Origin of the sequence: Haloarcula amylolytica JCM 13557 (genome assembly GCF_000336615.1) — an archaeon.
Taxonomy (GTDB): Archaea; Halobacteriota; Halobacteria; order Halobacteriales; family Haloarculaceae; genus Haloarcula; species Haloarcula amylolytica.
Genome location: NZ_AOLW01000051.1, coordinates 22,640 through 42,661 on the forward strand (window position 1 = coordinate 22,640; position 20,022 = coordinate 42,661).

The 20,022-nt window shown below is 62.0% G+C and carries 18 protein-coding genes; 5 read left to right on the plus strand and 13 right to left on the minus strand.

Going from position 1 to position 20,022, the window contains the following annotated elements:
* Positions 1–38 precede the first annotated feature (38 nt).
* From C442_RS19125 to C442_RS19150, 6 genes are all read right to left on the minus strand, one after another.
* Positions 39–1,742 carry a methylmalonyl-CoA mutase family protein gene (locus C442_RS19125; RefSeq protein WP_008313335.1) on the minus strand — a complete coding sequence of 568 codons (1,704 nt, stop codon included), beginning with the start codon at positions 1,740–1,742 and terminating at the stop codon, positions 39–41.
* Positions 1,743–1,816: 74 nt separating this feature from the next.
* Complete coding sequence (locus C442_RS19130; RefSeq protein WP_008313337.1) at positions 1,817–2,608, minus strand: CBS domain-containing protein; 792 nt, start codon at positions 2,606–2,608, stop codon at positions 1,817–1,819.
* 38 nt (positions 2,609–2,646) lie between these two features.
* Positions 2,647–4,362 carry a DHH family phosphoesterase gene (locus tag C442_RS19135; protein WP_008313339.1) on the minus strand — a complete coding sequence of 572 codons (1,716 nt, stop codon included), beginning with the start codon at positions 4,360–4,362 and terminating at the stop codon, positions 2,647–2,649.
* A gap of 35 nt (positions 4,363–4,397) precedes the next feature.
* Positions 4,398–4,826, minus strand: coding sequence for an HTH-type transcriptional regulator LrpA1 (gene lrpA1 / locus C442_RS19140; protein ID WP_004591923.1), 429 nt, complete (start codon positions 4,824–4,826; stop codon positions 4,398–4,400).
* An 85-nt stretch (positions 4,827–4,911) separates the two neighbouring features.
* On the minus strand, positions 4,912–5,850 hold the full coding sequence (locus C442_RS19145) for a thiamine pyrophosphate-dependent enzyme (RefSeq protein ID WP_008313341.1): 939 nt from the start codon (positions 5,848–5,850) through the stop codon (positions 4,912–4,914).
* Between the two features lie 3 nt (positions 5,851–5,853).
* On the minus strand, positions 5,854–7,752 hold the full coding sequence (locus C442_RS19150; protein ID WP_008313343.1) for a 2-oxoacid:acceptor oxidoreductase subunit alpha: 1,899 nt from the start codon (positions 7,750–7,752) through the stop codon (positions 5,854–5,856).
* A 267-nt stretch (positions 7,753–8,019) separates the two neighbouring features.
* On the opposite strand from C442_RS19150, the gene C442_RS19155 reads away from it, so the two are divergent.
* Positions 8,020–8,739, plus strand: a complete 720-nt coding sequence (locus C442_RS19155; protein ID WP_008313345.1) for a DICT sensory domain-containing protein — start codon at positions 8,020–8,022, stop codon at positions 8,737–8,739.
* Between the two features lie 66 nt (positions 8,740–8,805).
* Positions 8,806–8,988 carry a hypothetical protein gene (locus C442_RS19160; RefSeq protein ID WP_008313347.1) on the plus strand — a complete coding sequence of 61 codons (183 nt, stop codon included), beginning with the start codon at positions 8,806–8,808 and terminating at the stop codon, positions 8,986–8,988.
* An 18-nt stretch (positions 8,989–9,006) separates the two neighbouring features.
* Here the strand turns inward: C442_RS19160 and C442_RS19165 are convergent, their stop codons facing one another.
* Positions 9,007–9,804, minus strand: a complete 798-nt coding sequence (locus tag C442_RS19165) for an N-acyl homoserine lactonase family protein (protein WP_008313350.1) — start codon at positions 9,802–9,804, stop codon at positions 9,007–9,009.
* Positions 9,805–10,421: 617 nt separating this feature from the next.
* Here C442_RS19165 and C442_RS19170 point away from each other — a divergent pair.
* Positions 10,422–11,750 (plus strand): Cdc6/Cdc18 family protein, encoded by a 1,329-nt coding sequence (locus C442_RS19170; RefSeq protein WP_008313351.1) that lies wholly within the window; start codon positions 10,422–10,424, stop codon positions 11,748–11,750.
* A gap of 742 nt (positions 11,751–12,492) precedes the next feature.
* Here C442_RS19170 and C442_RS19175 read toward each other — a convergent pair.
* Positions 12,493–13,647: an acyl-CoA dehydrogenase family protein gene (locus tag C442_RS19175; protein ID WP_008313353.1), complete on the minus strand. Its 1,155-nt coding sequence runs from the start codon at positions 13,645–13,647 to the stop codon at positions 12,493–12,495.
* A 126-nt stretch (positions 13,648–13,773) separates the two neighbouring features.
* Here C442_RS19175 and C442_RS19180 point away from each other — a divergent pair, with 126 nt between their 5' ends.
* Complete coding sequence (locus C442_RS19180) at positions 13,774–14,547, plus strand: DUF6517 family protein (RefSeq protein WP_008313355.1); 774 nt, start codon at positions 13,774–13,776, stop codon at positions 14,545–14,547.
* Between the two features lie 31 nt (positions 14,548–14,578).
* On the opposite strand, the gene C442_RS19185 is transcribed toward C442_RS19180, so the two are convergent.
* The 4 genes from C442_RS19185 to C442_RS19200 form a co-directional block, all read right to left on the minus strand.
* On the minus strand, positions 14,579–16,231 hold the full coding sequence (locus tag C442_RS19185; RefSeq protein WP_008313357.1) for a long-chain fatty acid--CoA ligase: 1,653 nt from the start codon (positions 16,229–16,231) through the stop codon (positions 14,579–14,581).
* Between the two features lie 102 nt (positions 16,232–16,333).
* On the minus strand, positions 16,334–16,936 hold the full coding sequence (locus C442_RS19190; protein WP_023843310.1) for a chemotaxis protein CheC: 603 nt from the start codon (positions 16,934–16,936) through the stop codon (positions 16,334–16,336).
* A gap of 101 nt (positions 16,937–17,037) precedes the next feature.
* The gene (locus C442_RS19195; protein ID WP_008313361.1) at positions 17,038–17,706 is read right to left on the minus strand and encodes an O-methyltransferase; all 669 of its coding nucleotides are present in this window, start codon (positions 17,704–17,706) and stop codon (positions 17,038–17,040) included.
* A gap of 50 nt (positions 17,707–17,756) precedes the next feature.
* Positions 17,757–18,794 (minus strand): DUF7504 family protein, encoded by a 1,038-nt coding sequence (locus C442_RS19200; protein ID WP_008313362.1) that lies wholly within the window; start codon positions 18,792–18,794, stop codon positions 17,757–17,759.
* Between the two features lie 198 nt (positions 18,795–18,992).
* Here C442_RS19200 and C442_RS22340 point away from each other — a divergent pair, with 198 nt between their 5' ends.
* Positions 18,993–19,151 carry a hypothetical protein gene (locus tag C442_RS22340; RefSeq protein WP_014040640.1) on the plus strand — a complete coding sequence of 53 codons (159 nt, stop codon included), beginning with the start codon at positions 18,993–18,995 and terminating at the stop codon, positions 19,149–19,151.
* A 245-nt stretch (positions 19,152–19,396) separates the two neighbouring features.
* Here C442_RS22340 and C442_RS19205 read toward each other — a convergent pair whose 3' ends face one another.
* Positions 19,397–19,987 (minus strand): thioredoxin family protein, encoded by a 591-nt coding sequence (locus C442_RS19205; protein WP_008313369.1) that lies wholly within the window; start codon positions 19,985–19,987, stop codon positions 19,397–19,399.
* Positions 19,988–20,022: the final 35 nt, after the last annotated feature.

The window sequence follows — 20,022 nt, forward strand, 5'->3', positions numbered from 1 at the left end:
AGTCCTTCAAGCGACGATTGAGCGTACGCTCTGTCCAGTCAGGCGACGCTGGCCGTTTCCTGATAGCTCCCGTACTCTGCCTCGAAGACGGCCATGATCTCGCCCATCGTCGCGTAGGCTTTCACCGCGTCGATGATGACGGGCATGACGTTCCCGCCGTCCGTGATCACCTGCTGCAGTTCGTCGAGCGCCGCTTCCACGGCCGCGTCGTCGCGCTCTGCCTTGGCCGTCGCAAGCTTGTCCCGCTGGCGTTCCTGCACGTCCTCGTCAACGGTGAGAATTTCGGGCTCGGTGTCTTCCTCGACGGTGTACTTGTTGACGCCGACCATGACCTCTTCCTCGCTCTCGACGCGCTGCTGGTACTCGTAGGCGGCGTCCTGAATCTCGCGCTGGAAGTAGCCGTCCTGAATCCCCTGAATAACGCCGTCGCGGACCGACCCGTCACCGAGTTCGTCCCTGATGTGGTTGATGTAGGCCATCGCCTTCTCCTCGACCTCGTCGGTCAGCGACTCGATGGCGAAACTGCCGCCCATCGGGTCGACGATGTCGGCGGCGCCCGACTCCTCCGCGATGATCTGCTGTGTGCGGAGGGCGACCCGCACCGCCTGCTCGGACGGGAGCGCCAGCGCCTCGTCGAAGCTGTTGGTGTGCAGGCTCTGGGTCCCGCCCAGCACACCTGCGAGGGCCTGAATCGTCACGCGGACGATGTTGTTCAGCGGTTGCTGGGCCGTCAGTGACTGGCCGGCGGTCTGGGTGTGGAACTTCAGTTGCTTGCTGGCGTCGGCCTCCGCGTCGTACCAGTCGTCCATCACCCGGGCGTAGATGCGCCGGGCCGCGCGGAACTTCGCGATCTCCTCGAACATGGAGTTGTGCGAATTGAAGAAAAAGGAGAGCTGTGGGGCGAACTCGTCGACCTCAAGCCCCCGGTTCAGACAGTCTTCGACGTAGGCGAAGCCGTCCGCGAGGGTGAACGCGAGTTCCTGTACGGCTGTCGAGCCGGCCTCCCGGATGTGATACCCCGACACCGATATGGGCTTGAACTTCGGGGTCTCCTGACTGGCGAACTCGATAGTGTCGGTGACGAGCTTCAGCGACGGCTCCGGTGGGATGACCCACTCCTTCTGTGCGATGAACTCCTTGAACATGTCGTTCTGGAGGGTCCCCCGGATCTCCTCGCGCGGGACGCCCTGCTGGTCGGCCAGCGCGATGTACATCGCGTAGATGACGGGGGCGCTGGGGTTGATCGTGAAGGAGGTCGAGACCTCACCGAGGTCGATGCCGTCGAACAACCGCTCCATGTCCGCCAGCGTGTCGACGGCGACACCCTCCTTGCCCACCTCGCCGTCGGCCATCACGTCGTCGGAGTCGATTCCCATCAGCGTCGGCATGTCAAAAGCCGTCGAGAGCCCGGTCTGGCCCTCGTCGATGAGATAGTGGAACCGCTCGTTGGTCTCGTCGGCGGTGCCAAAGCCCGCGAACTGCCGCATGGTCCACTGCCGGCCGCGGTACATCGTCGGATAGACGCCGCGTGTGAACGGCTCCTCACCGGGGAAGCCGATGTCTTCCTCGTAATCGACGTCGTCCACGTCGAGAGGTGTGTACAGCCGGTCTACGTCGAGGTTTGAGACCGTCGCGAACTGCTCCTTGCGTTCGCCGTAGGCGTCCAGTACGGGGTCCAGTGTCTCGGCTTCCCACTCGCCTTTCTGCTCGCGGATGCGCTGGAGGTCCGACTCGTCGAACATACTCCGGTGTATGTCATGATTTAGTAAGAAGGTTCGGGCAAGCTTGATGTTACCGTCAGACACACCGGCGGGGACTAATCCTGGAGTCGTTCCGTCGTCTGGACGAGCGGGTGGTGCGCGTAGTCGACGACCTCGATATCGTCGATCGACTCCAGGTCGGAGTCTGCGGCCGTCTCGGCCATCCCCAGTTCGACCGTCTCGTCGAGAACGATGACGTAGGCGTCCATTTCGTCGATATCGAGCCGCGCGGCGGCTTTCACGCGGTGGTGGCCGTCAGCCAGCAGGAGGTCCCCGCCGTTGTCGATGACGACGAGCGGTTCCGCCAGCCCGCGTTCCAGTTCGTACACCCGGCCTTCGAGTTCGTCGGCGTACACCGTCGTCTGTGTCGGCGTCAGGTCGTCGAGCTCCACCTCCCGTCGGCCTTCGTGTGTCGTGATGCCGTGGATGTTCTCCAGCGTCCGGCCGAGCTTGTCCACTTTGCCCGGTGTCGCCCGTTCGATCTGTGAGCGGATCACGTCGGCGTTCGAGATGATGCCGACGAGGTGGCCGGCGTCGTCGACGACCGGGAGTTTCTGGATGCCCGACCGGAGGATGACGCGCGCCGCGTCCTGAACGGCCATGTCCGGGTGCGCCACGAGGATGTCGTCGGTCATCACGCGGAACATCGGCTCGTGGTCCTCGGCGAGCAGCAGGTCGCGCGCGCTGACGAACCCTTCGACGCGGCGGCCGTCCGTTACCGGAAACCCGCTGAAGTGGTCGTTGTCGGCGATACGTCGGGCGACCTCCCCGACAGTGTCGTCGAGTTCGACGGTGGCAACCTCGCGTGTCATGTAGTCTCCGACCGTCGGTCGACTCGATTCCTCCATCGGCGCGACGTTCTCGACCGACGGCAAAAAAGGCTCGCCTACGACGGCTCGCTGTCGTCGGGTTCGACGAGCGTCTCCGGGGTGTCGTCCGCCTGTTCTGACTCGTCGTCCGGCGGCTCAGCCGCGTCGTCCGCCTGTTCTGGCTCGTCGCCTCCGTCTTCGTCGCCGTCTTCCAGAAACAGCACATCGCTGTTCCAGTCCGTTGCGGTGTCGTCGCTCGACCCTGCAGGCGTGTCTCCAGCCGTCGTGATGGTGTCTCCGCTGTCCCGTCTGAGCGCCGTCGACTCCGTGAACGCGGCCACGTCGTAGTCAGAGCGTGCGTAGACGCGGCCGAGCAACCGGTGAGACCGCGACTGGATAGCGTCGAGAAACCGGTCCGAGACGATAGAGCGGACGATCTCTTCCAGCGACTCCTCGCGGTCGTCGACGGTGATCATCCCCAGGTCGATCTGTGCGCCCGCCATATCGGCGTGACCGCCCGCGGACCCGATCTGTCCGAAGGCGTCCCGCAGCGCCTCGCCGAGGTCGATATCCGCGCCGCGTGCCCGAGCGGACGCGTAAATCGTCCCGTCGACGACGCCGTACACCATCGTCGCCTGAACGCCTTCGAGATCGAGCAGCCTGTCAGCCGCCTGCGCGAGCGCGTCCCGATCACTGATCTCGCCGACGCCGGTCAGGAGCACCGAGCCCTCCTGTTCGCGGTTCGCGATCGCGCGGCCGATGACCGACAGCGTCTCCGGGCTCACGCTCGGGTCTTCGATGCGCTGGAGCGTCGCCATATCGGCGTTCGTCACGAGATGCGCGGCGGCCTCGAAGTCCGCGGCAGCGACCTCCCGGCGGAAGTCCTTCGTGTCGACCTGAATACCGAACAGCAGGCCCGTCGCGATTGTGGTCGGAATGTCGATGTTGAACCGCTGGAGATAGTCGACCAGTAACGTACTCGTCGCCCCGACGCCGCTCCGGAGGTCGACGAAGCGGGCTTCGATTGGGACGCGCGGCGGATGGTGGTCGATGACGATGTCGATGGGAGTCTCGGGCGGGAGCTGGTCGTTGACGCCGGCTCTGGAGTGGTCGACCAGCGCGAACGCGTCGAACGCGTCCAGTTCGTCCGGCGAATCGGCATCGAGGTTCCGGAGATCGAATTCGAGGAGATTGACGAACGCCCGGTTCTCCTGATGGGAAATCTCCCCGTAGTAACAGATCGTCACCTCGCAGTCGGCCCGTTCAGCGAGCGCGCCGAGGGCGACAGCACTGGCAATCGCGTCCGGGTCGGGGTTGTCGTGCGTGACGACGGCGAGGTGATCGTCGATGTCCCGCAGTACCTGATGGAGCTGTCTGGCCCGCGTTCCCTCGTCGCCGACCGACTGGGTGACGTAGTCGGTAACGACAGACTCCGGCGTAACCAGCCGGTCCGCCACGCTATCGAGTCGGTCGCGCTGGTCCGCCGTCGCGCCGCGGCCGGCGTAGGCGAGCAGAAACACGTCGGGAAAGCAGTCACGGGCGGCCGTCGCCGCGTCGGCGTTCCGTTCCGGGTCTTCACTGGCGACGATGACGCTCTCAGGGTGAACGTCGAGGTCGGCGAGAACAGATGGGTCAGTCTGGTCGGCTTCGAGTACGTTGATACCGTCCGCTCGGAGCGTTTCAGCACGGTGCTCGTCCTGGGTCACGACTGTCAGGTCGCCGCGGTCGTCGCTAATCGCGTCGAGAAGGTCCGCGGCCGTCGGCCCGAGTCCGAGCACCAGCCGAGAAAGCATACCGTGCAGTCAGCGCTGGAGCGTCTAAAAACCCGTTACTTCAGCCGTTCCTGGAGAAACGACGGATGCGCGGCGGTAACACCGTCGAGCGCGAGAATCTTGTCTTCGATGACGTCCGCCAGCGAGTCCCCGTCCATCGCTCGGACCTCCGCCATCAGCATGTGGTCGCCGCTGGACGTGTACAGTTCCTCCATCTCCGGGATCTCCTTGAGGTTCCGCGTGGCTTCGACGTAGCAATCGCTCGCGATGTCGATGCCGACCAGGGCAATCGACTGGCCTGCCAGCTTCTTCGGGTCGACATCGGCGGAGTAGCCGACGATGACGCCCTCCTCTTCGAGTTTCTGGATGTATTTCCGGACTGTCGGCTTCGATACGTCGGCTCGTTCCGCGATTTCTGCGTACGAGGCCTGTGCGTCCTCTTCAAGGACCGACAGGATTCGACGCTCCGTGGACTCGGCACTCATGGAGTAATCTTTTCGGTGCATGAAAAAATATCTTCCGAACCAGAAACCCACGTTCGAGGTGGTGTCTGCAGTCCAGTAGCGGGCCTTATTTGTGATGTTCGAGGAGGTTGTCGTAGGTCCGCTCCCACTCCGCGTCCTCGTCGAAGTACCGCTCTGCGAGCGGTTCGTCGGGCATCTCGCCGATCTGGCGCTTCTCCTCGCCGTAGGAGGGGCGCGCGTCCTCGACGTACATCCGACCGGTCAGGACTTCACCTTCGTACAGTCGCTCCTCGGTCTTTCGCATCATCTCGGCGGCTTCCGCGCGGTCCGAGACGTCGAAGTCGAACTCGTCGGACTGCTGGACGTCCGTGTACGGGACGTAGTGTTTCGCGTCCTTGTTCCAGGTCGGACACTGGGTCAGGAAGTCGATGTGCGCGAAGCCGTCGTGCTCGATGGCTTCGGCGATGATCTCCTTCGCCTGGTTCGGGTTGACAGCCGCGGTGCGGGCGATGTAGGTCGCACCGGCGTTGAGCTGCTGGGACAGGGGTCGGATCGGCGACTTCGCCGAGCCGTGGGGCTGTGTCTTGGACTTGTGGCCCTTCGGCGACGTCGGCGACGTCTGGCCCTTGGTCAGCCCGAAGATCTCGTTGTTGAACACGATGTACGTGATGTCGTGGTTCTCACGGGCCGTGTGGATGGTGTGGTTCCCGCCGATGCCGTAGCCGTCGCCGTCCCCGCCGGCCGCGATGACTTCGAGGTTGGGGTTGGCGAGCTTCGCGGCCCGGGCGACGGGCAGCGAGCGACCGTGGATGGTGTGGAAGCCGTAGCTGTTGAAGTAGCTGTTGAGCTTGCCGGAACAGCCGATACCGGTGAACAGCGCGACTTCGTCGGGGTTCTTGCCGACTTCCGGCATGGCCTGCTTGAGCGCCTTGAGGACGCCGAAGTCGCCACAGCCCGGACACCAGGTCGCCTGCGGTTCGATGCCGGGTGTGAACTCGTCGCGCTCGATCTCGCGTTCTTCGTTGATTGCTGAGAATGCACTCATTGGTTAGTCACCTGCCGCGGGGACGTACTTCATGTTGCTCGCGGCGAGTTCCTCGCCGTCGATGCTGGACTCGAACCCGTCGACGATCTCGGCGGGCTCGAAGGGGTTGCCGTTGTACTTCAGGAGGCTCGACATCTTGTCGCCGTACTTGCCGAGTTCCTTCTGTGTCAGGCCGCGGAACTGGGCCGTGGCGTTCATCTCGACGACGAGCGCCTCGTCGACTGATTCGAGCCACTCGGAGACCTCGTCTTCCGGGTACGGGGCCATGTCGGAGACGCCCAGTGCCTTCACGGAGTGACCGTTCTCGTTGAGCCGGTCGACGGCCTCGAAGACGGTCCCCTGCTGGCTGCCCCACACGAGGATGCCGTAGTCGGCCTCGTCGGGTCCGTGGTAGGTCTGGTGGGACGTGTTCTCGTCCAGATCAGCACGGATGTCGTCGAGCTTGTTGAGCCGACGGTTCATCTGGGCGATGCGGTTCTCGGGGTCCTCGCTGATGTGGCCCGATGGGTTGTGCTCGTTGCCCGTCGCGAGGAAACGGCCGTCCTTCTGGCCCGGCACAGTGCGCGGGCTGACGTTCGAGCCGTCTTCGGGTTCGTGGAGGAACCGCTGGAACTTCCCGGAGGAGTGGTGTGCGGCGTCCTGAATCTCCTCTTCGGTGAGGACCGAGCCGGGATCGGCGTTCGGTTCCTCGTCGAAGTGGCTGGCCGGGAGGTTCCGGAGTTCGCCCTGGATCTTCTGGTCGTAGATGACGATAGCCGGGATCTGGTACTCGTAGGCGATGCGGAACGCCGAGCGGGTCTGGGTGTAACACTCGCGGATGTTCGCCGGCGCGAACACGACGCGGGCGGAGTCGCCCTGTGACGTGTACAGGACGTGTTCGAGGTCCGCCTGCTCGGGCTTGGTCGGCATCCCCGTCGAGGGGCCGGCCCGCATCGCTTCGACGAGCACGATAGGCGTCTCGGTCATCTCTGCCAGTCCGAGCGGTTCGGACATCAGCGCGAAGCCACCGCCGGATGACCCGGACATGGCTTTCACGCCGGCGTGAGACGCACCGAGGGCCAGCGCGGCGGCCGCGATCTCGTCTTCGACCTGTTCGGAGATCCCACCGAACGAGGGCAGGTGCTGTGACATGATCGTGAACACGTCGGTCCACGGAGTCATGGGGTAGCCCGAGATGAAGCGACAGCCCTCGTCGATTGCGCCGTAGGAGATGGCGTTCGAGCCCGAGAGGATGACCTGCTCCTCGTCGTGGGATCCCTCTGGGACTTCGATGTCGTGATCGACATCGAGTTCGCTTGCGGCTTCGTAGGCGTCGTGCAGGACGTTGAGGTTCGCCTCCTGCATGTCGCCGCTCATGTTCTGTTTGATGAGCTTCTCGAACTCGTCGGTGCTGATGTCGAGAATGGCCGCGGTCGCGCCGATACCGGCCGTGTTCCGCATGATCTCGCGGCCGTGCTCCTTGGCGATGCCGCGGAGGTCCATCGGGACGACGTGCCAGTTGTTCTCCTCGGCGGCCTCTTCGAGACCGATCTCGTCGACGTCTTCCTCGTCGAGCAGCCCCTCGTCGTAGAGGAGGACGCCGCCCTCACGGAGGTCGTCGAAGTTCTCGTACAGCGGTTTCAGCTCCTCTTTGCCGTAGTAGGCCTCTTCCTGCGGGTTCCGGGCGAAGGAGTCACCCAGGGCCAGCAGGAAGTTGTAGCCGTCCCCGCGGGACTGTACTGGCTCGTCTTTCGCACGTACTTCCACGTACGTGTGGCCGCCGCGGATACGCGACGGGTAATGGCGGTGTGTGAACACGTTCAGCCCCGACCACATCAAGGCCTTCGCGAAGTTCTGGCTTGTCGAGTCGATTCCGTCACCGGAACCACCGGCGATTCGCCAGATTAGTTCGTTGTCTGTCATGGTGAAATCCTCGGCCCCAGCTCTGGTGCCGTATCATCCCGTTGGGGGGCCATGACTAAAGATTTTCCACTACATCACCACTCATTAATCGTTATCTTTCGTCTCAGGCACCTCAGGTTGCCGTTTTCGAAATGGGGTTCGTCGCTATTGGGAGATGTTCACAGGGGCAATATATCCGCCCGAGCCACACTTGTCAGCCACTAATAGTAAGCCGCGTAACTCCCTCCCGCAACGACTAACACAGTGAATACCGTTGTACAGTCGAGGATGTCGTTAACGGAACTCATCGCTGGCGTCGAGGACCATCAGAAGACGCTGACTATCTTCAACGCCGGGCCGACAGCGGCCGAAGACCTGCGCGAGCGCTTCGCGGACCGCAACGTCCACGTTCAGACCGAGCAGACTGAGAGCGGACGCCCGGGCGAGTTTATCACTCTCAGCGAGGACGAAGAGGTCATCGCGGCCGCCAGCCTCAATTCGTTCACCGACTCGCTTGACGAAGGCCGTCAGTACATCACGCGGGACAACAGCCCGTACGCGTCGATTCTCGACCACCTCGACGAGACGATGTTCACCTCGTGGTCCATCCAACGGATGACCGCCGCGTCCCGCGAGATTGAAGACCGCGCGTGGCGTGTGGGACAGGGAACGCTGCACGCCGGCTTCCAGACACTGTCTACGCTTCAGGGCGAACTCGACCTCTACGAACGGCTGGGTGAGACCGACGTGGACGTTCACGCCTACGCCGTCCCTGACGTCGAACCACCCGAGTACAGCACGTTTTCGCTGCATCTGGAACGGTCGGACGAGATCGCCGACTCGTGGTTCGTCGTGTTCGACGGCGGCAGTGACCCGACCCAGAAGTGCGCCTTGCTGGCCGAGGAGCGCGAGCCACGCGAGTTCTACGGCTTCTGGACCTACGACGAGTCGACGGTCGACTGGATCATCGACTATCTGGAGGAGACCTACGGCTATCTCGAACAGTGAGCCGCGTTCGAACCGGCCAGCGCGACCATTACTACGGCTTGCCGTCGGTTGGCATTCGCTCTTGAGATGACGAACGTGGCCGAGTCCAGAGAGTTCCGCATCGAGGAGACCGGAGAGCGCGTCAACGGTCTCGAACTGGAGTTGCACCTGTTTTTCGGCGTGTGGGCGGTCATCGAGCGCCACGAAGACCGATGGGTCGTGGCGACTGACGACGGGGAGCGCCGAACGCTTGTCGCTGTGTCGGACTAACCTGACGTGGACCTCGAATCAATCCGCAGTCCCAGACACATCCTCGAACACCGCGAGGTCGTGGCCGAGCAGCACTTCAGCCCCCGTCGCCCGCTGTCGGTCGCGGCACCGCTCTAGGCTCTCCTTCCACGCGCCGTTGTTCCACAGGAGGCTCGTCGCCATCGACTGGCCCGCGTAGTTCGCCTCGACGTACGCTTCGTCGCCGACGACGAGGAGCGGCCGTGCCGGGCGGTCGATGAACGCGCCCATGAGTCCGGGCGTGTGGCCGGGAAGGTGCAACAGTTCGACCCCATCGGTGAGATGATAGCTGTCGCCGTGGACGATCTCCCAGTTCAGGTCCCGGTCGAAGTCGCTGGCGAGGTAGGCGATAGAGCCGTCGTCCGTATTGGCGCTGTAGTACGCGTACGGGAGTTCCTCCCGGTGGACGTAGATCGGGACGTCTGTTCCCGCGAAGTTGTGCAAGCCGCCAGCGTGGTCCAGATGCAGATGGCTCATCACGACGGCATCGATGTCGTCGATGCTGTAGCCCGCATCTTCGAGATCCGCCGGCAGGGCGTGCTCCTCGGCGTCAACGTGTGCGAACGCCTCGTACAGCGGCGTCGGCCAGTATCCGTCGCCGGCCTCCGGATGCGAGCCGGTGTCCCAGAGGATAGTCATCTCGGGCGTCTCTACGATGAGGTTCCACACGACGTACGTTTCGTACTCGTGTTCCGGGTCGCGGTCCGAGGCCGTCGCGACGCTGTGGCCGTCGACGACGAAGTTTCGATCAGCCTGTACGCGGCCCCGGTCGACGAACGTCACTGTGAGGTCGTCCATACGGTGTCTACGGGCTGTCAGAAAGTAAAGAGCAGTGTCGTGCGCGTGGGGAGCAGGCTAGTTCGCTATATCATCCATCGTTCGCTGTGGCAGGGATTGCAGGCTATATCGATGCCGAGAGACCTTTATAACGAAATGTCGGTGGAAAAGCGGGACCCACACACACCACCCTGCAAGTGTTCTCGGTGTTTGCAGGGGTGGGGGTGGGGAGGGGGAGGGTCCCACTGCATACTTAAAGAAGCGGTAGGCTGTTCGATTCTACTGAGAGTAAATGATCAGAAGACTATCCGTATATGCAGATTTGGGTGCCCTGAAGCACTTGTAGCTTGAATTCTATAAGGTAGGACGTTCGATGGTGAATATGATTTATTGCCTTTACCATAAAATATATAATAGTAGTACTAGTTCTAGATTCGGTCCAGAACGAGACAGTCGAGAATCGCAGGACTCAAGTGTTCTAGATGAAGGGTCGGTGCAGCAGACTGCTCGTGGCTGTTTTCTAGAGGGATCGAAGAAACACTTGCAGGGTGGTGTGTGACTGTTCGGCGTGAAAACACTTGAAACACTTGTACGGTGGTCACTGGTTTTATATAGAATCATTCAAAAGGTGGCGTACGATGGTCGACGTGAACGAGAACCCGTTCGATGGGACTGACGCGATCTTCGAACGAAAGCAACCGCTGAAAAAAGACACGTTCACGCCGGATACGATCTTTCACCGCGACGAGGAGATCGAGTTCTACATCAACGCGCTTCAGGACGTCATCGTCGGCCACGACCCCAACAACGTCTTCGTCTACGGCCCAACGGGGGTCGGAAAGACTGCCGTTACGAAGTGGGTACGGGACAAACTCGAAGAGAAGGCCGAGGCCGAGGACATCCCGCTCACCGTTGTCGGTCCGATAAACTGCCGGAACTACCGGTCGGCGTACGCGCTGGTCAACACGCTCGTCAACGAGTTCCGAGATCCGGAGAACCAGCTCCCCGAGAGCGGCTACAGCACTGACAGCGTCTTCGAGTTCCTCTACGAGGAGATCGAGGCCGTGGGTGGGAACGTCCTCATTATTCTGGACGAGATCGACAACATTCCGGCGGACGCGCGGAACGACTTCCTGTATGAACTGCCGCGGGCCGAAGCGAACGAGAACACGCCGATCACCGATGCAAAGGTCGGACTCATCGGGATTTCGAACGACCTCAAGTTCGTCGACGTGCTGGAACCCAAAGTGAAATCGACGCTCGGGGAGCGAGAGATCAAGTTCGGCCCGTACGACGCGACCGAACTCCGGGACATTCTGGGCTACTACGCCGACATCGCGTTCCGGGAGGACGTGCTCGGCGAAGACGTCGTTCCGCTGGCGGCGGCCTTCTCGGCACAGGAACGGGGCGACGTTCGGCAGGGACTCCGAATCCTCGAAAAGGCCGGGGAGTACGCGCGGATGGAGGGCGCGGATGGTGTCACAGAAGCGCATACGCGACGGGCGACAGACACTATCGAAACCGACGAACTGCTGGATTACTTCGAGCACGACCTGAGTTCACAGCAGGCGTTGACGTATCTCGCGACGACGCTTGCGCTCATCGAACCGAAACACGAGGCGTCGACGAAGCGGATCTACAACCTCTACTCCTCGATTGCGGAGTCGAGCGGCCGCCGCGTGAAATCCGAGCGCAAGATCTACGAGTTCCTCGACCAGCTTTCCATGCAAGGGCTGGTCCGTTCGGCCGAACGCAACCTCGGTCGCAAGGGCGGGCGCAAGTACATCTACGAGGTCACCGACGACGCGACCGATATCATCAACGCCGCGCTCCAGTCATCCTACAGCGATGCCGTGCCGAGCAACGTCAACGGGATACTCGAACACTATCTGGAAGACGAGGCGACCGAGTTCGAGGCACCGGACACGACCGACGACGAGCAACAGAACCTCTGGCAGTTCACGTAGCCAGCGTATTTGCTCCCCTCCCCCCACCGGCTCACACGGCAGAACACTTGCACGGTGGTGTGTGTGTGTGTGTTCAGTGGCAGTTCCTCTATTGTGCCGTCCAGAACAGTTGCAGGGTGGTGTGTGTGCCAACATAGACCTGAACCCGGAGTGCTACCGAGCGATTGTGTGGCAGTTACCCTCCGCTGCAGTGTGTAGAACACTTGCAGACCGGTGTGTCCGTCCGTTTCCACCACAGCCTCCCGGTATTCCGTTTCGAAAACACTTGCAGGGTGGTGTCAACACCAATTCACCGGGAAAACCGCTCAAAACGGGCTTTTCTGAACACTTGCAGGGTGGTGTTCCCGTGGGCTCTCGTCTGTCGCTCCCAGTGCGGGAAACACTTGCACGGTGGTGTTAGAGTGGTGCATCGGAACTCCGAACAACGTCTCAAAAACACTTGCAGGGTGGTGTTTTCGGGAATCTCAGACGCTCGCGCACCCCCGTACGACGCATACCCCGTGCGAACACTTGCAGGGTGGTGTGTGAACACCTGTCCACTGTTCTGGTCCGGTTGTAGTCGTACTGGAAACACTTGCAGGGTGGTGATAGAACACTTGTAGGGGGTGATAGAACACTTGTAGGGTGGTGTCGGATCGTTTGTATAGGGCTGTCAGAACACTCGTAGGGTGGTGTTCCAGCGAAAAATACGTCGTTTGCGACGCAATCAACCAATCGACAGTGATCGACTGAGCCCTCTCGGTTACATCGGGGCCTGCTTGTAGATGAGGTTCCGCTGGATGTCGTTGGCCCCTTCGTAGATGACCGGAATCCGGACGTCGCGGTACACGCGGGAGATGCGGTTCTCCGTCAGCACCGACCGGCCCCCGTGTAGTTGCATTCCTTTCTCCGCACAGTCCATCGCGGCTTCGGTCGCATTGGTCTTTGCCAGTGCGGCCCAGTAGCCGGCGTTTTCCTGGTTGGCGACGCGTTCGGCCGCGTGCCAGGTGAGCGTTCGGGCGGACTGGAGACCGAGTTGCATGTCGGCCAGTTTGTGCTGGACCGCTTGGAACTCGTCGACGGTCTTGCCGAAGGCCTCGCGGTCGTGGACGAACTCCCAGGCTTCCTCGATGGCCGCCGCGGCGAGGCCGATGCCGTGGCCGCCGACGACGACGCGGCCGTGATTGAAGAACTCGGCGAGCATGTAGAAGCCGGCCCCTTCGACGCCGATCAGGTTCTCCTCCGGAATCCGGCAGTCGTCGAGCACGATGTGAGCCTGCTTGGAGGCCCGGAAGCCCATCTTCTCGGGGATGTGTTCGGCGTGGTAGCCGTCGGCGTCCGTCGGGACGATAAACATCGAGTAGTTCCCGTAGCGGTCGTTCGGATCGTCACCGGTCTTGGCGTACAGCGTCACCCAGTCGGCCTCGACACCGTTGCCGATCCAGTACTTTTCGCCGTTGAGTACCCACTCGTCGCCGTCCTTCTCGGCGGCTGTCGTCATCCCGGCGAGGTCGCTCCCCGTCTCTGGCTCGGAGACGGCGAGGCCGGTAAGCTGGTCGCCGGTGGCGACGGGCTCGAGGAACTCCTCTTTCTGCCAGTCCGCGCCGTGGTCCTCGACGATCTCTGCCCCGAAGCTGGCGAGCTGGATCGTCAGCGCGATCCCTGCGTCGGCCTTGTACAGCTCCTCCGCCATCGCAAGCATCTGCTGGAGGTCGTAGCCGCTCCCGCCCCACTCCTCGCCGATATCCTGTGCGACGAGGCCGGCCTCCCTGGCTGCTTCGAGCACATCCCAGGGATACTCCCCGGACGCGTAGTACTCACCGGCGACTGGTTCGATGTGCTCCGCGGCGAACTCCCGAGCCTCCTCCTTGACCTCGCGTGCGTGCTCCGGAACGAGTTTCTCGGATAGCAGATCCATGGGGACTATCATGGTTTGTGTACTGATATACTCCGTGGAACTCTGCCAAACACCGCCATAGTTGTTTCCCGGAAACTCCTGATAATCGGCCAGCACGCTTTTCCATGGCTGTGGCCTTCCTCGGGCATGAACCGTCGAGACTACCTGCTTGCCGGAGCCACCCTCGGAACCGCCGGGCTTGCGGGATGTTCGTTTCTGGCCGCGGCCGAGGCACCGCCACCGGACGTTCCGAAACAGCGCCTCGAAGACGGCGGCTGGACGCGAACGGACCAGTCCTCGGAAACAGTGTTCGACCGGAGCTACGGCCCGGTCTCGGTCGAGGCTGTCTCCAGTACGGTCCAGTACGTCGACGAACAGCTACAGGAACGCGTCGCCAGTCGTACCCTCGATCAGGTCCAGACTGCGCTCTCCGTGTTTTTCGCCACCCGCGTCGACTTCAGCCCCGATCTGGACAATCTCCCGGCTGGCGTAGGTCGCAAGGAACTGCTGGCGGAAGTCAGAACGAACGCCCGCGACAGCTTCGAACAGCAGATGGAGGCCCAGGGACTGACCGACATCGAGAAAACCGGCGAGGGAACCATCGATATCGACACCGGCGAGACGGCCGAGACGGTCGAACTGTCCGCCGTGTACCCCTTCGAGGGGATTTCGTTCGACGTGACCGAGAACGAGGCTGTCGAGATACCGGCCAGCGACATCGACATCTCGGCGATGTTCGCCGTCTGGCACCACGGCGATTTCGTCGTCATCTCCGGGGGCGCGTACCCGGCACAGAACTTCGAGCAGGTCGTCGAAAACGCCCTGAGTGACGGCATTACGGTCACCGTCGATGTCGACCTCGGACTCCAGCCCGACACCTATCGGACCGAAGTCCGGAATCTCGTCACTGGCGTCCAGTAACCGTTAGCTCGCCGGAGACGAGCTTGCTCCCCTATTCCGGTGCGGCGTCGTCGGGGACGCGGCCCTCGACGAGTGATTCGTCGGCGTACTCGTCGCGGAGCGACTTCTTGTCGAACTTCCCGGTTGCCGTCTTCGGGACCTCGTCGATGGTGACGAAGTTGTCCGGCACCCACCACTTGGGGTAGGAATCGAGGATGTGCTCCCGGAGCTCATCACCGAGCGTCTCCTCGTCGGCGTCGGCCGTCGGAACGATCATCGCGAGTGGGCGCTCCTGCCAGCGCTCGTGCGGGACACCGATGACCGCCGCTTCGTTCACGTCGTCGTGGGCTATCAGTTCGTTTTCCAGTTCGAGCGAGGAGATCCACTCGCCACCGCTCTTGATGACGTCTTTCGCCCGGTCGACGATCTTGATGTAGCCGTCCTCGTCGACGGACACCACGTCGCCGGTCTTCAGATAGCCGTCCTCGAACTCCTGTTCGTTCGCTTCCGGCCGCTTGAAGTACTCCGTCGTCACCCACGGCCCGCGGATGTGGAGTTCGCCGAAGTCCTCCCCGTTGTGCGGGACCTCGTTGCCGTTGTCGTCGATGACACGGAACTCCAGCCCGGGCGCGATGAGTCCCTGCTTCGCCCGCTTGTCCAGTTGCGTCTGGTAGTCGGCGTCCTCCAGGTCGCTCCGCAGAGACGCCACCGCACCCACCGGGGCCGTCTCGGTCATCCCCCAGGCGTGGACGAGTTCCACGTCGCGGTCGTCGAAGAATCGGATCATCGCTTCGGGCGCGGCGCTGCCGCCGACGATGAGCCGTTCGAGCGACGAGAGGTCGACGTCGTTTTCCTTGATGTACTCCATCAGTCCCAGCCAGACGGTCGGGACGCCGGCGGTGACGGTGACGTCCTCCTCTTCGATGAGCTTCGCGAGGTCTGCCGGTTCCGGCTGTGGACCGGGGTAGACGTGCTTGGCCCCGCCCGCAGTTGCGGAAAACGGGAGTCCCCACGCGTTGACGTGGAACATCGGGACGACGGGCATCATGACGTCGTCGTCGTCGAGTGGAATCCCCTGTGGTGACTGAATCGCCATCGTGTGGCTCCACAGCATCTGCTGGGTGTACTCGACGCCTTTCGGCCGTCCGGTCGTGCCGGAGGTGTAACAGAGGCCTGCGGGCCGTTCTCCCTCCAGTTCGGGCCAGTCGTACTCCGTCGGCTGGTCGGCGATGAACGACTCGTAGGCGACGGCATCGAGGTCCGTCTCGGGGACGGACTCGCTCATCACGATGAACTGCTCGACCGTTTCGAAGGACTCGGGGTCATCGGCGGCGGCACCTTCGAGCTTCGGCAGGAGCGATTCGTCGACGAAAATGAGCTCGTCCTGTGCGTCGCTGACGATGTACTGGATGTGTTCGTCGGGCAGGAGCGGGTTGATAGTGTGTAGCTGCGCACCGGTTCCCGGTACCCCGAAGTACGTCTCGAAGTGCCGGCTGTGGTTCCAGCAGAACGTCCCGAGCCGTTCGCCGTCGCCGTAGCCGGCTTCCTCGATCGCGTTCGCTAGCTGCGCCGTCCGTTCGGCGTATTCGGCGTAGTCGTGACGGACGATACCTTCGTGGGTACGAGAGACGACTTCCGTGTCCGGATACAGTGTTTCTGCACGCCACAGGAACGGTCGTAGAGTTTGCGGGCTGCCTCCTGGCATATCATGATGCAGGGGCTCACGATACAAGAAACACTGCTAAATCTTTCATGAGGGAAAAGGAGTTCATCCGCAGTGCTCGCCGCCCCGTTCGCACACGTCTGCTTACACTTCGATTTCCTGCATCAGGTCGACCAGTTCTTCCAGTTCCGGAAACGTGTACACTTTCACGTTGATGTTAGACTCCAGCGCGTGGACGCGGGAATCGAACATCAGCGCCATCTCGTTGTCCCGGTCGCCGACGAGCTGGTCAACCATCCCACTCCCGGGGCCGAACGTGAAGTTCGGCGTAGAGATGTCGATGGTCGTATCGAGGACGTTTGCCCAGCCGTCGATGAAGCCGCTGGTCATGATGTTGCCGATCTCCTGAATCGCCGATCGCTCCATGTCGGTGAAGCCGTCCGCGTTGGGGTCCGTTTCCCCCATATCGCCGATCATCCCGGTGGCGAGGTCCTTCGCACTGGCGGCGTTGAACAGGAATAGGATGTGCCCGTGGGGCTTTTCGACCATCTCGATACTGATACCGATCTGCTTCTCGTCGCCGACGTGTGTTTTGATATCCGGGATATCGATGAAGTTGATCTTCGTGATCTCCATCTCCGTCTCCATCCCTGTCATCTGGCTGAGGTGGTTCGCAACGGTGTTACCGCCCTCTTTAGCCATCTGATTGAACAACCCGAGCTTCCGAATATCTATCATCAGACTCATTCGTTAGGACCAGCGTTGCCGCTGAGTTGTGTGTCCTCATACATAAGCTATGCACCCGCATTTTCGTCGGCGAGAATCGGAGCGTGTCGATACCGGGATCCTCACTCCACGCGGACGCTCACAGCGACGCCCTCGCCGAGCGGCAGCAATCCGGTCTCGAACGCCGGGTTGTCGCCGACGCGTTCGAGATAGGTGGCGATGCCGCGACTCGTTTCGTTGGCGTCGATGTCGTCGCCGTCCAGCAACGCCTGTACCTCCTCGAACTCCAGCGGCCCGGCCTCGATCATATTGTCGGCGACCACGGCTCCACCGACCGGCACTTTCCGGCGGACAGCTTCGAAGGCTTCCGCGTAGCGGTGTTTCTCGTTGTCGATGAGCACCACGTCGAACGGGCCGTCGTAACCTTCGACGGTTTCGATTGCGTCCCCGTGTTCGAAAGCGGCCCGGTCGGCGAACCCGCCGCGGTCGAGGAACTCGCGGGCCTCCTCCAGTTCGTCGGCGTCAATCTCCGTCAGGACGATCTGCCCGTCGTCGGACACCGCGGGGGCCATCCAGTACGCGGAGTACCCGAAGCCGGAGCCGAACTCGAAGATACGGTCGGCGTCGACCATCCGGGCAACGAGGCGAAGCCAGCCACCGACTGCGGGGCCGACCGTCGGGAACCCTTCCCGGTCGGCTTTGGCGTCCATCTCCTCGATAACTGCATCGCTGCCTGGCGCCAGTGTCCGGGCGAACTGCTCTGTGACCTCGGGAAGCGGGGTTTCGTCCATACCGGGCTATGCCGGTAGCGGTGACATAAATGAGTGGGTCCGCACCGGAGCTAGCCGAGTTCGAGGCGCTCGACGTACTGGATGACCGATTCCAGCGCCGGATTGGGGTAGTACTCGACAGTGTTGGCCGCTGTCTCGTACGAGAGAATTCCGAGGTCGTCCAGCCGCGGCAGGTGATTGTGTGCCAGCGACACGCCCACTTCGTCGCGTGATTTGGGGGTCGCTCTGGCTGGGATGGCCTTCTCGCGTTCGTAGACGCGGTCGACGAGGTCGTCGAGCGGGACCTCGGTTTCGGACCGGTCTTTCAGGTGATACAGGAGACTGCGTCGCCGCGGGGCGGAGATCAGTTCCAGAACTTGGTCAAACGAGTACGGTATCGGGATCGTTTCGGGTTCTTCCGGGTCGCCTTTCTTGACGCCGCCGGGTGGGGTGACGGTGTCCCGAAACGTCGGCGTCTCCTCCGTGTCTTTCGACGCTGTGACGGTCCAGCCGTGGTCCGGGAGGTACTCGTACACGACGTCATACAGCGGCCGAAACATCTCGATTGTCTCCTCCGCATGGGCCTCCGGGTCCATGTGGTGGTGGCCGGAGACGTCCATCTCGGCACATTGTCGGTTCAACGCAGTCACCAGCGCGATGACGCGGTCGCGTTCCCAGGATTCAAGCAGGCCAGTAAGCGAATGCAGGCACAGAAGCAGCGGTGCATCTGCCTGTTCCAGTCGACCGAGATGGCGAGAGACGGCCGCCCCGATGTCTATCGGCTCCACTGTCGAGGGAAGGGTATCAAGCGTCAATGAGGGAAATGCGCCAGACGCCGCTGCCTGCGAGTTAGCCGGTAACTCGCTGCCGGCGTCGACGATAATCGCCTCTTCGGGCATCTCGTCGTCGAGGTGCTGCTGCCACAGCGAGAGGCGGGAATCGGGGGACTCAGACACTGTGACACAGATGGCCTTCGAGACACTGACTCCTTGTTCAGTCAGGAATCCGGCACACCCCTCTCGTTCGGCGTCGCTCGAACCGCGTGCCAGTACCAATACGGACGCGGCCTCGCTCAGAGGCTGGTCCACTGTCCCACTCCCGGAGTTCATTGCGTACTGTATCGTACCAGGAACCATAAACCCATCAACAAATAAGCGTTCCCTTAATATATGGTAACATTCAATCGGGAACCGCTCGAAAATGAGACACTGTCCGGATCGACGCCCTTTGTGTGACCAGTTCTCAGGGCGTGTCCCGGACCGTCTCGATTCCGAGGATTTTTGCAGCACTACGGCGTATTACTTACTATGCCAATCATGTCGAGTAGCGACTTTTCTATCCACATCGAGGAGTGTGATGAGTTTGACGACGGGATGCCGATAAGTTCGCTTCCGGACGAGGTCACGTCCATCGACGACCTCGACTGTGAGTGCTGGAGCGGGTTCGAGTCGCTGGACGAAATCTAACGACGGGCTCTACGGTCTGGGTTGCCAGAAGGCAGCCTCGGTCGACCGATCTTCGAGCATCTCGCCGACGACCGTCTCCGCGCCGTGGATGAGCTTTTTGATGATGTATGCTGACGGCTGTCTCACCACTGCATAAAAGTAGCCGTAGCTAGGAATGTCTTGATTAACACACGTCTTCTGGGTCACCGATTCACTCCGGGCGACGTACTCGTCTCGAAGGCACTGCTCACGCTGTGCCGCCCCGATCAGGCGTCCCAGTACGCCGGTTCGTTGCCGGGCTTCCACTTTATCGAACAGCCTCTGGACGGTTTTTCAGCGGCTGTAATCTGGTCGCCATCGAGCAACGTTTCGACGTGTGCGGCCATCTCCCGCTCGCTGGGTTCGTCGTCCGGGTTCGGCGCGTCGTCGAGGCGGCCGTGATACGCCAGTTTGAACGTCCCGCCGTCGTTGTGAAACAGGAACGGATCGGGGGTACAGCGGGCGCCGTACGCGGCCGCGACCTCCTGGGTCTTGTCGAACAGATACGCGTCGTACTGTATCTCGCCGCGCTCGACGAGTTCCTGCATCCGCTCGAAGGAGTCGTCGGGGTACTCCTCGGGGTCGTTGGCATTGATCCCGACGACAGCGAGGTCGTCGTACTCCGTCGCGAGCCGGTTTAGCTCGTCAATCTTCGCTTTCGCGTACGGACAATGGTTGCAGGTAAATACGACCAGTAGCGCGTCCCTGTCCGCGAAATCCGACAGTGAGTACGTCGCCCCGTCCGCTCCCGAGAGTTCGAACGGCGGTGCTTCGTCCCCACGCCCGAGCACGTCGGACTCCGAATCGAGTGAAACCATCGCTCCCTACTACGACTGTCGCCGCTAAAAGTCCA

What these genes read in the sequence shown, in the direction of transcription:
- C442_RS19205 (WP_008313369.1), bottom strand. Translation starts at nt 19,987, where the DNA reads ATGGTTTCACTCGATTCGGAGTCCGACGTGCTCGGGCGTGGGGACGAA.
- C442_RS19150 (WP_008313343.1), bottom strand. Translation starts at nt 7,752, where the DNA reads ATGACAGACAACGAACTAATCTGGCGAATCGCCGGTGGTTCCGGTGAC.
- C442_RS19195 (WP_008313361.1), bottom strand. Translation starts at nt 17,706, where the DNA reads ATGGACGAAACCCCGCTTCCCGAGGTCACAGAGCAGTTCGCCCGGACA.
- C442_RS19135 (WP_008313339.1), bottom strand. Translation starts at nt 4,362, where the DNA reads ATGCTTTCTCGGCTGGTGCTCGGACTCGGGCCGACGGCCGCGGACCTT.
- C442_RS19155 (WP_008313345.1), top strand. Translation starts at nt 8,020, where the DNA reads ATGTCGTTAACGGAACTCATCGCTGGCGTCGAGGACCATCAGAAGACG.
- C442_RS19180 (WP_008313355.1), top strand. Translation starts at nt 13,774, where the DNA reads ATGAACCGTCGAGACTACCTGCTTGCCGGAGCCACCCTCGGAACCGCC.
- C442_RS22340 (WP_014040640.1), top strand. Translation starts at nt 18,993, where the DNA reads ATGCCAATCATGTCGAGTAGCGACTTTTCTATCCACATCGAGGAGTGT.
- C442_RS19145 (WP_008313341.1), bottom strand. Translation starts at nt 5,850, where the DNA reads ATGAGTGCATTCTCAGCAATCAACGAAGAACGCGAGATCGAGCGCGAC.
- C442_RS19190 (WP_023843310.1), bottom strand. Translation starts at nt 16,936, where the DNA reads ATGAGTCTGATGATAGATATTCGGAAGCTCGGGTTGTTCAATCAGATG.
- C442_RS19160 (WP_008313347.1), top strand. Translation starts at nt 8,806, where the DNA reads ATGACGAACGTGGCCGAGTCCAGAGAGTTCCGCATCGAGGAGACCGGA.
- C442_RS19175 (WP_008313353.1), bottom strand. Translation starts at nt 13,647, where the DNA reads ATGGATCTGCTATCCGAGAAACTCGTTCCGGAGCACGCACGCGAGGTC.
- C442_RS19200 (WP_008313362.1), bottom strand. Translation starts at nt 18,794, where the DNA reads ATGAACTCCGGGAGTGGGACAGTGGACCAGCCTCTGAGCGAGGCCGCG.
- C442_RS19165 (WP_008313350.1), bottom strand. Translation starts at nt 9,804, where the DNA reads ATGGACGACCTCACAGTGACGTTCGTCGACCGGGGCCGCGTACAGGCT.
- lrpA1 (WP_004591923.1), bottom strand. Translation starts at nt 4,826, where the DNA reads ATGAGTGCCGAGTCCACGGAGCGTCGAATCCTGTCGGTCCTTGAAGAG.
- C442_RS19125 (WP_008313335.1), bottom strand. Translation starts at nt 1,742, where the DNA reads ATGTTCGACGAGTCGGACCTCCAGCGCATCCGCGAGCAGAAAGGCGAG.
- C442_RS19185 (WP_008313357.1), bottom strand. Translation starts at nt 16,231, where the DNA reads ATGCCAGGAGGCAGCCCGCAAACTCTACGACCGTTCCTGTGGCGTGCA.
- C442_RS19130 (WP_008313337.1), bottom strand. Translation starts at nt 2,608, where the DNA reads ATGGAGGAATCGAGTCGACCGACGGTCGGAGACTACATGACACGCGAG.
- C442_RS19170 (WP_008313351.1), top strand. Translation starts at nt 10,422, where the DNA reads ATGGTCGACGTGAACGAGAACCCGTTCGATGGGACTGACGCGATCTTC.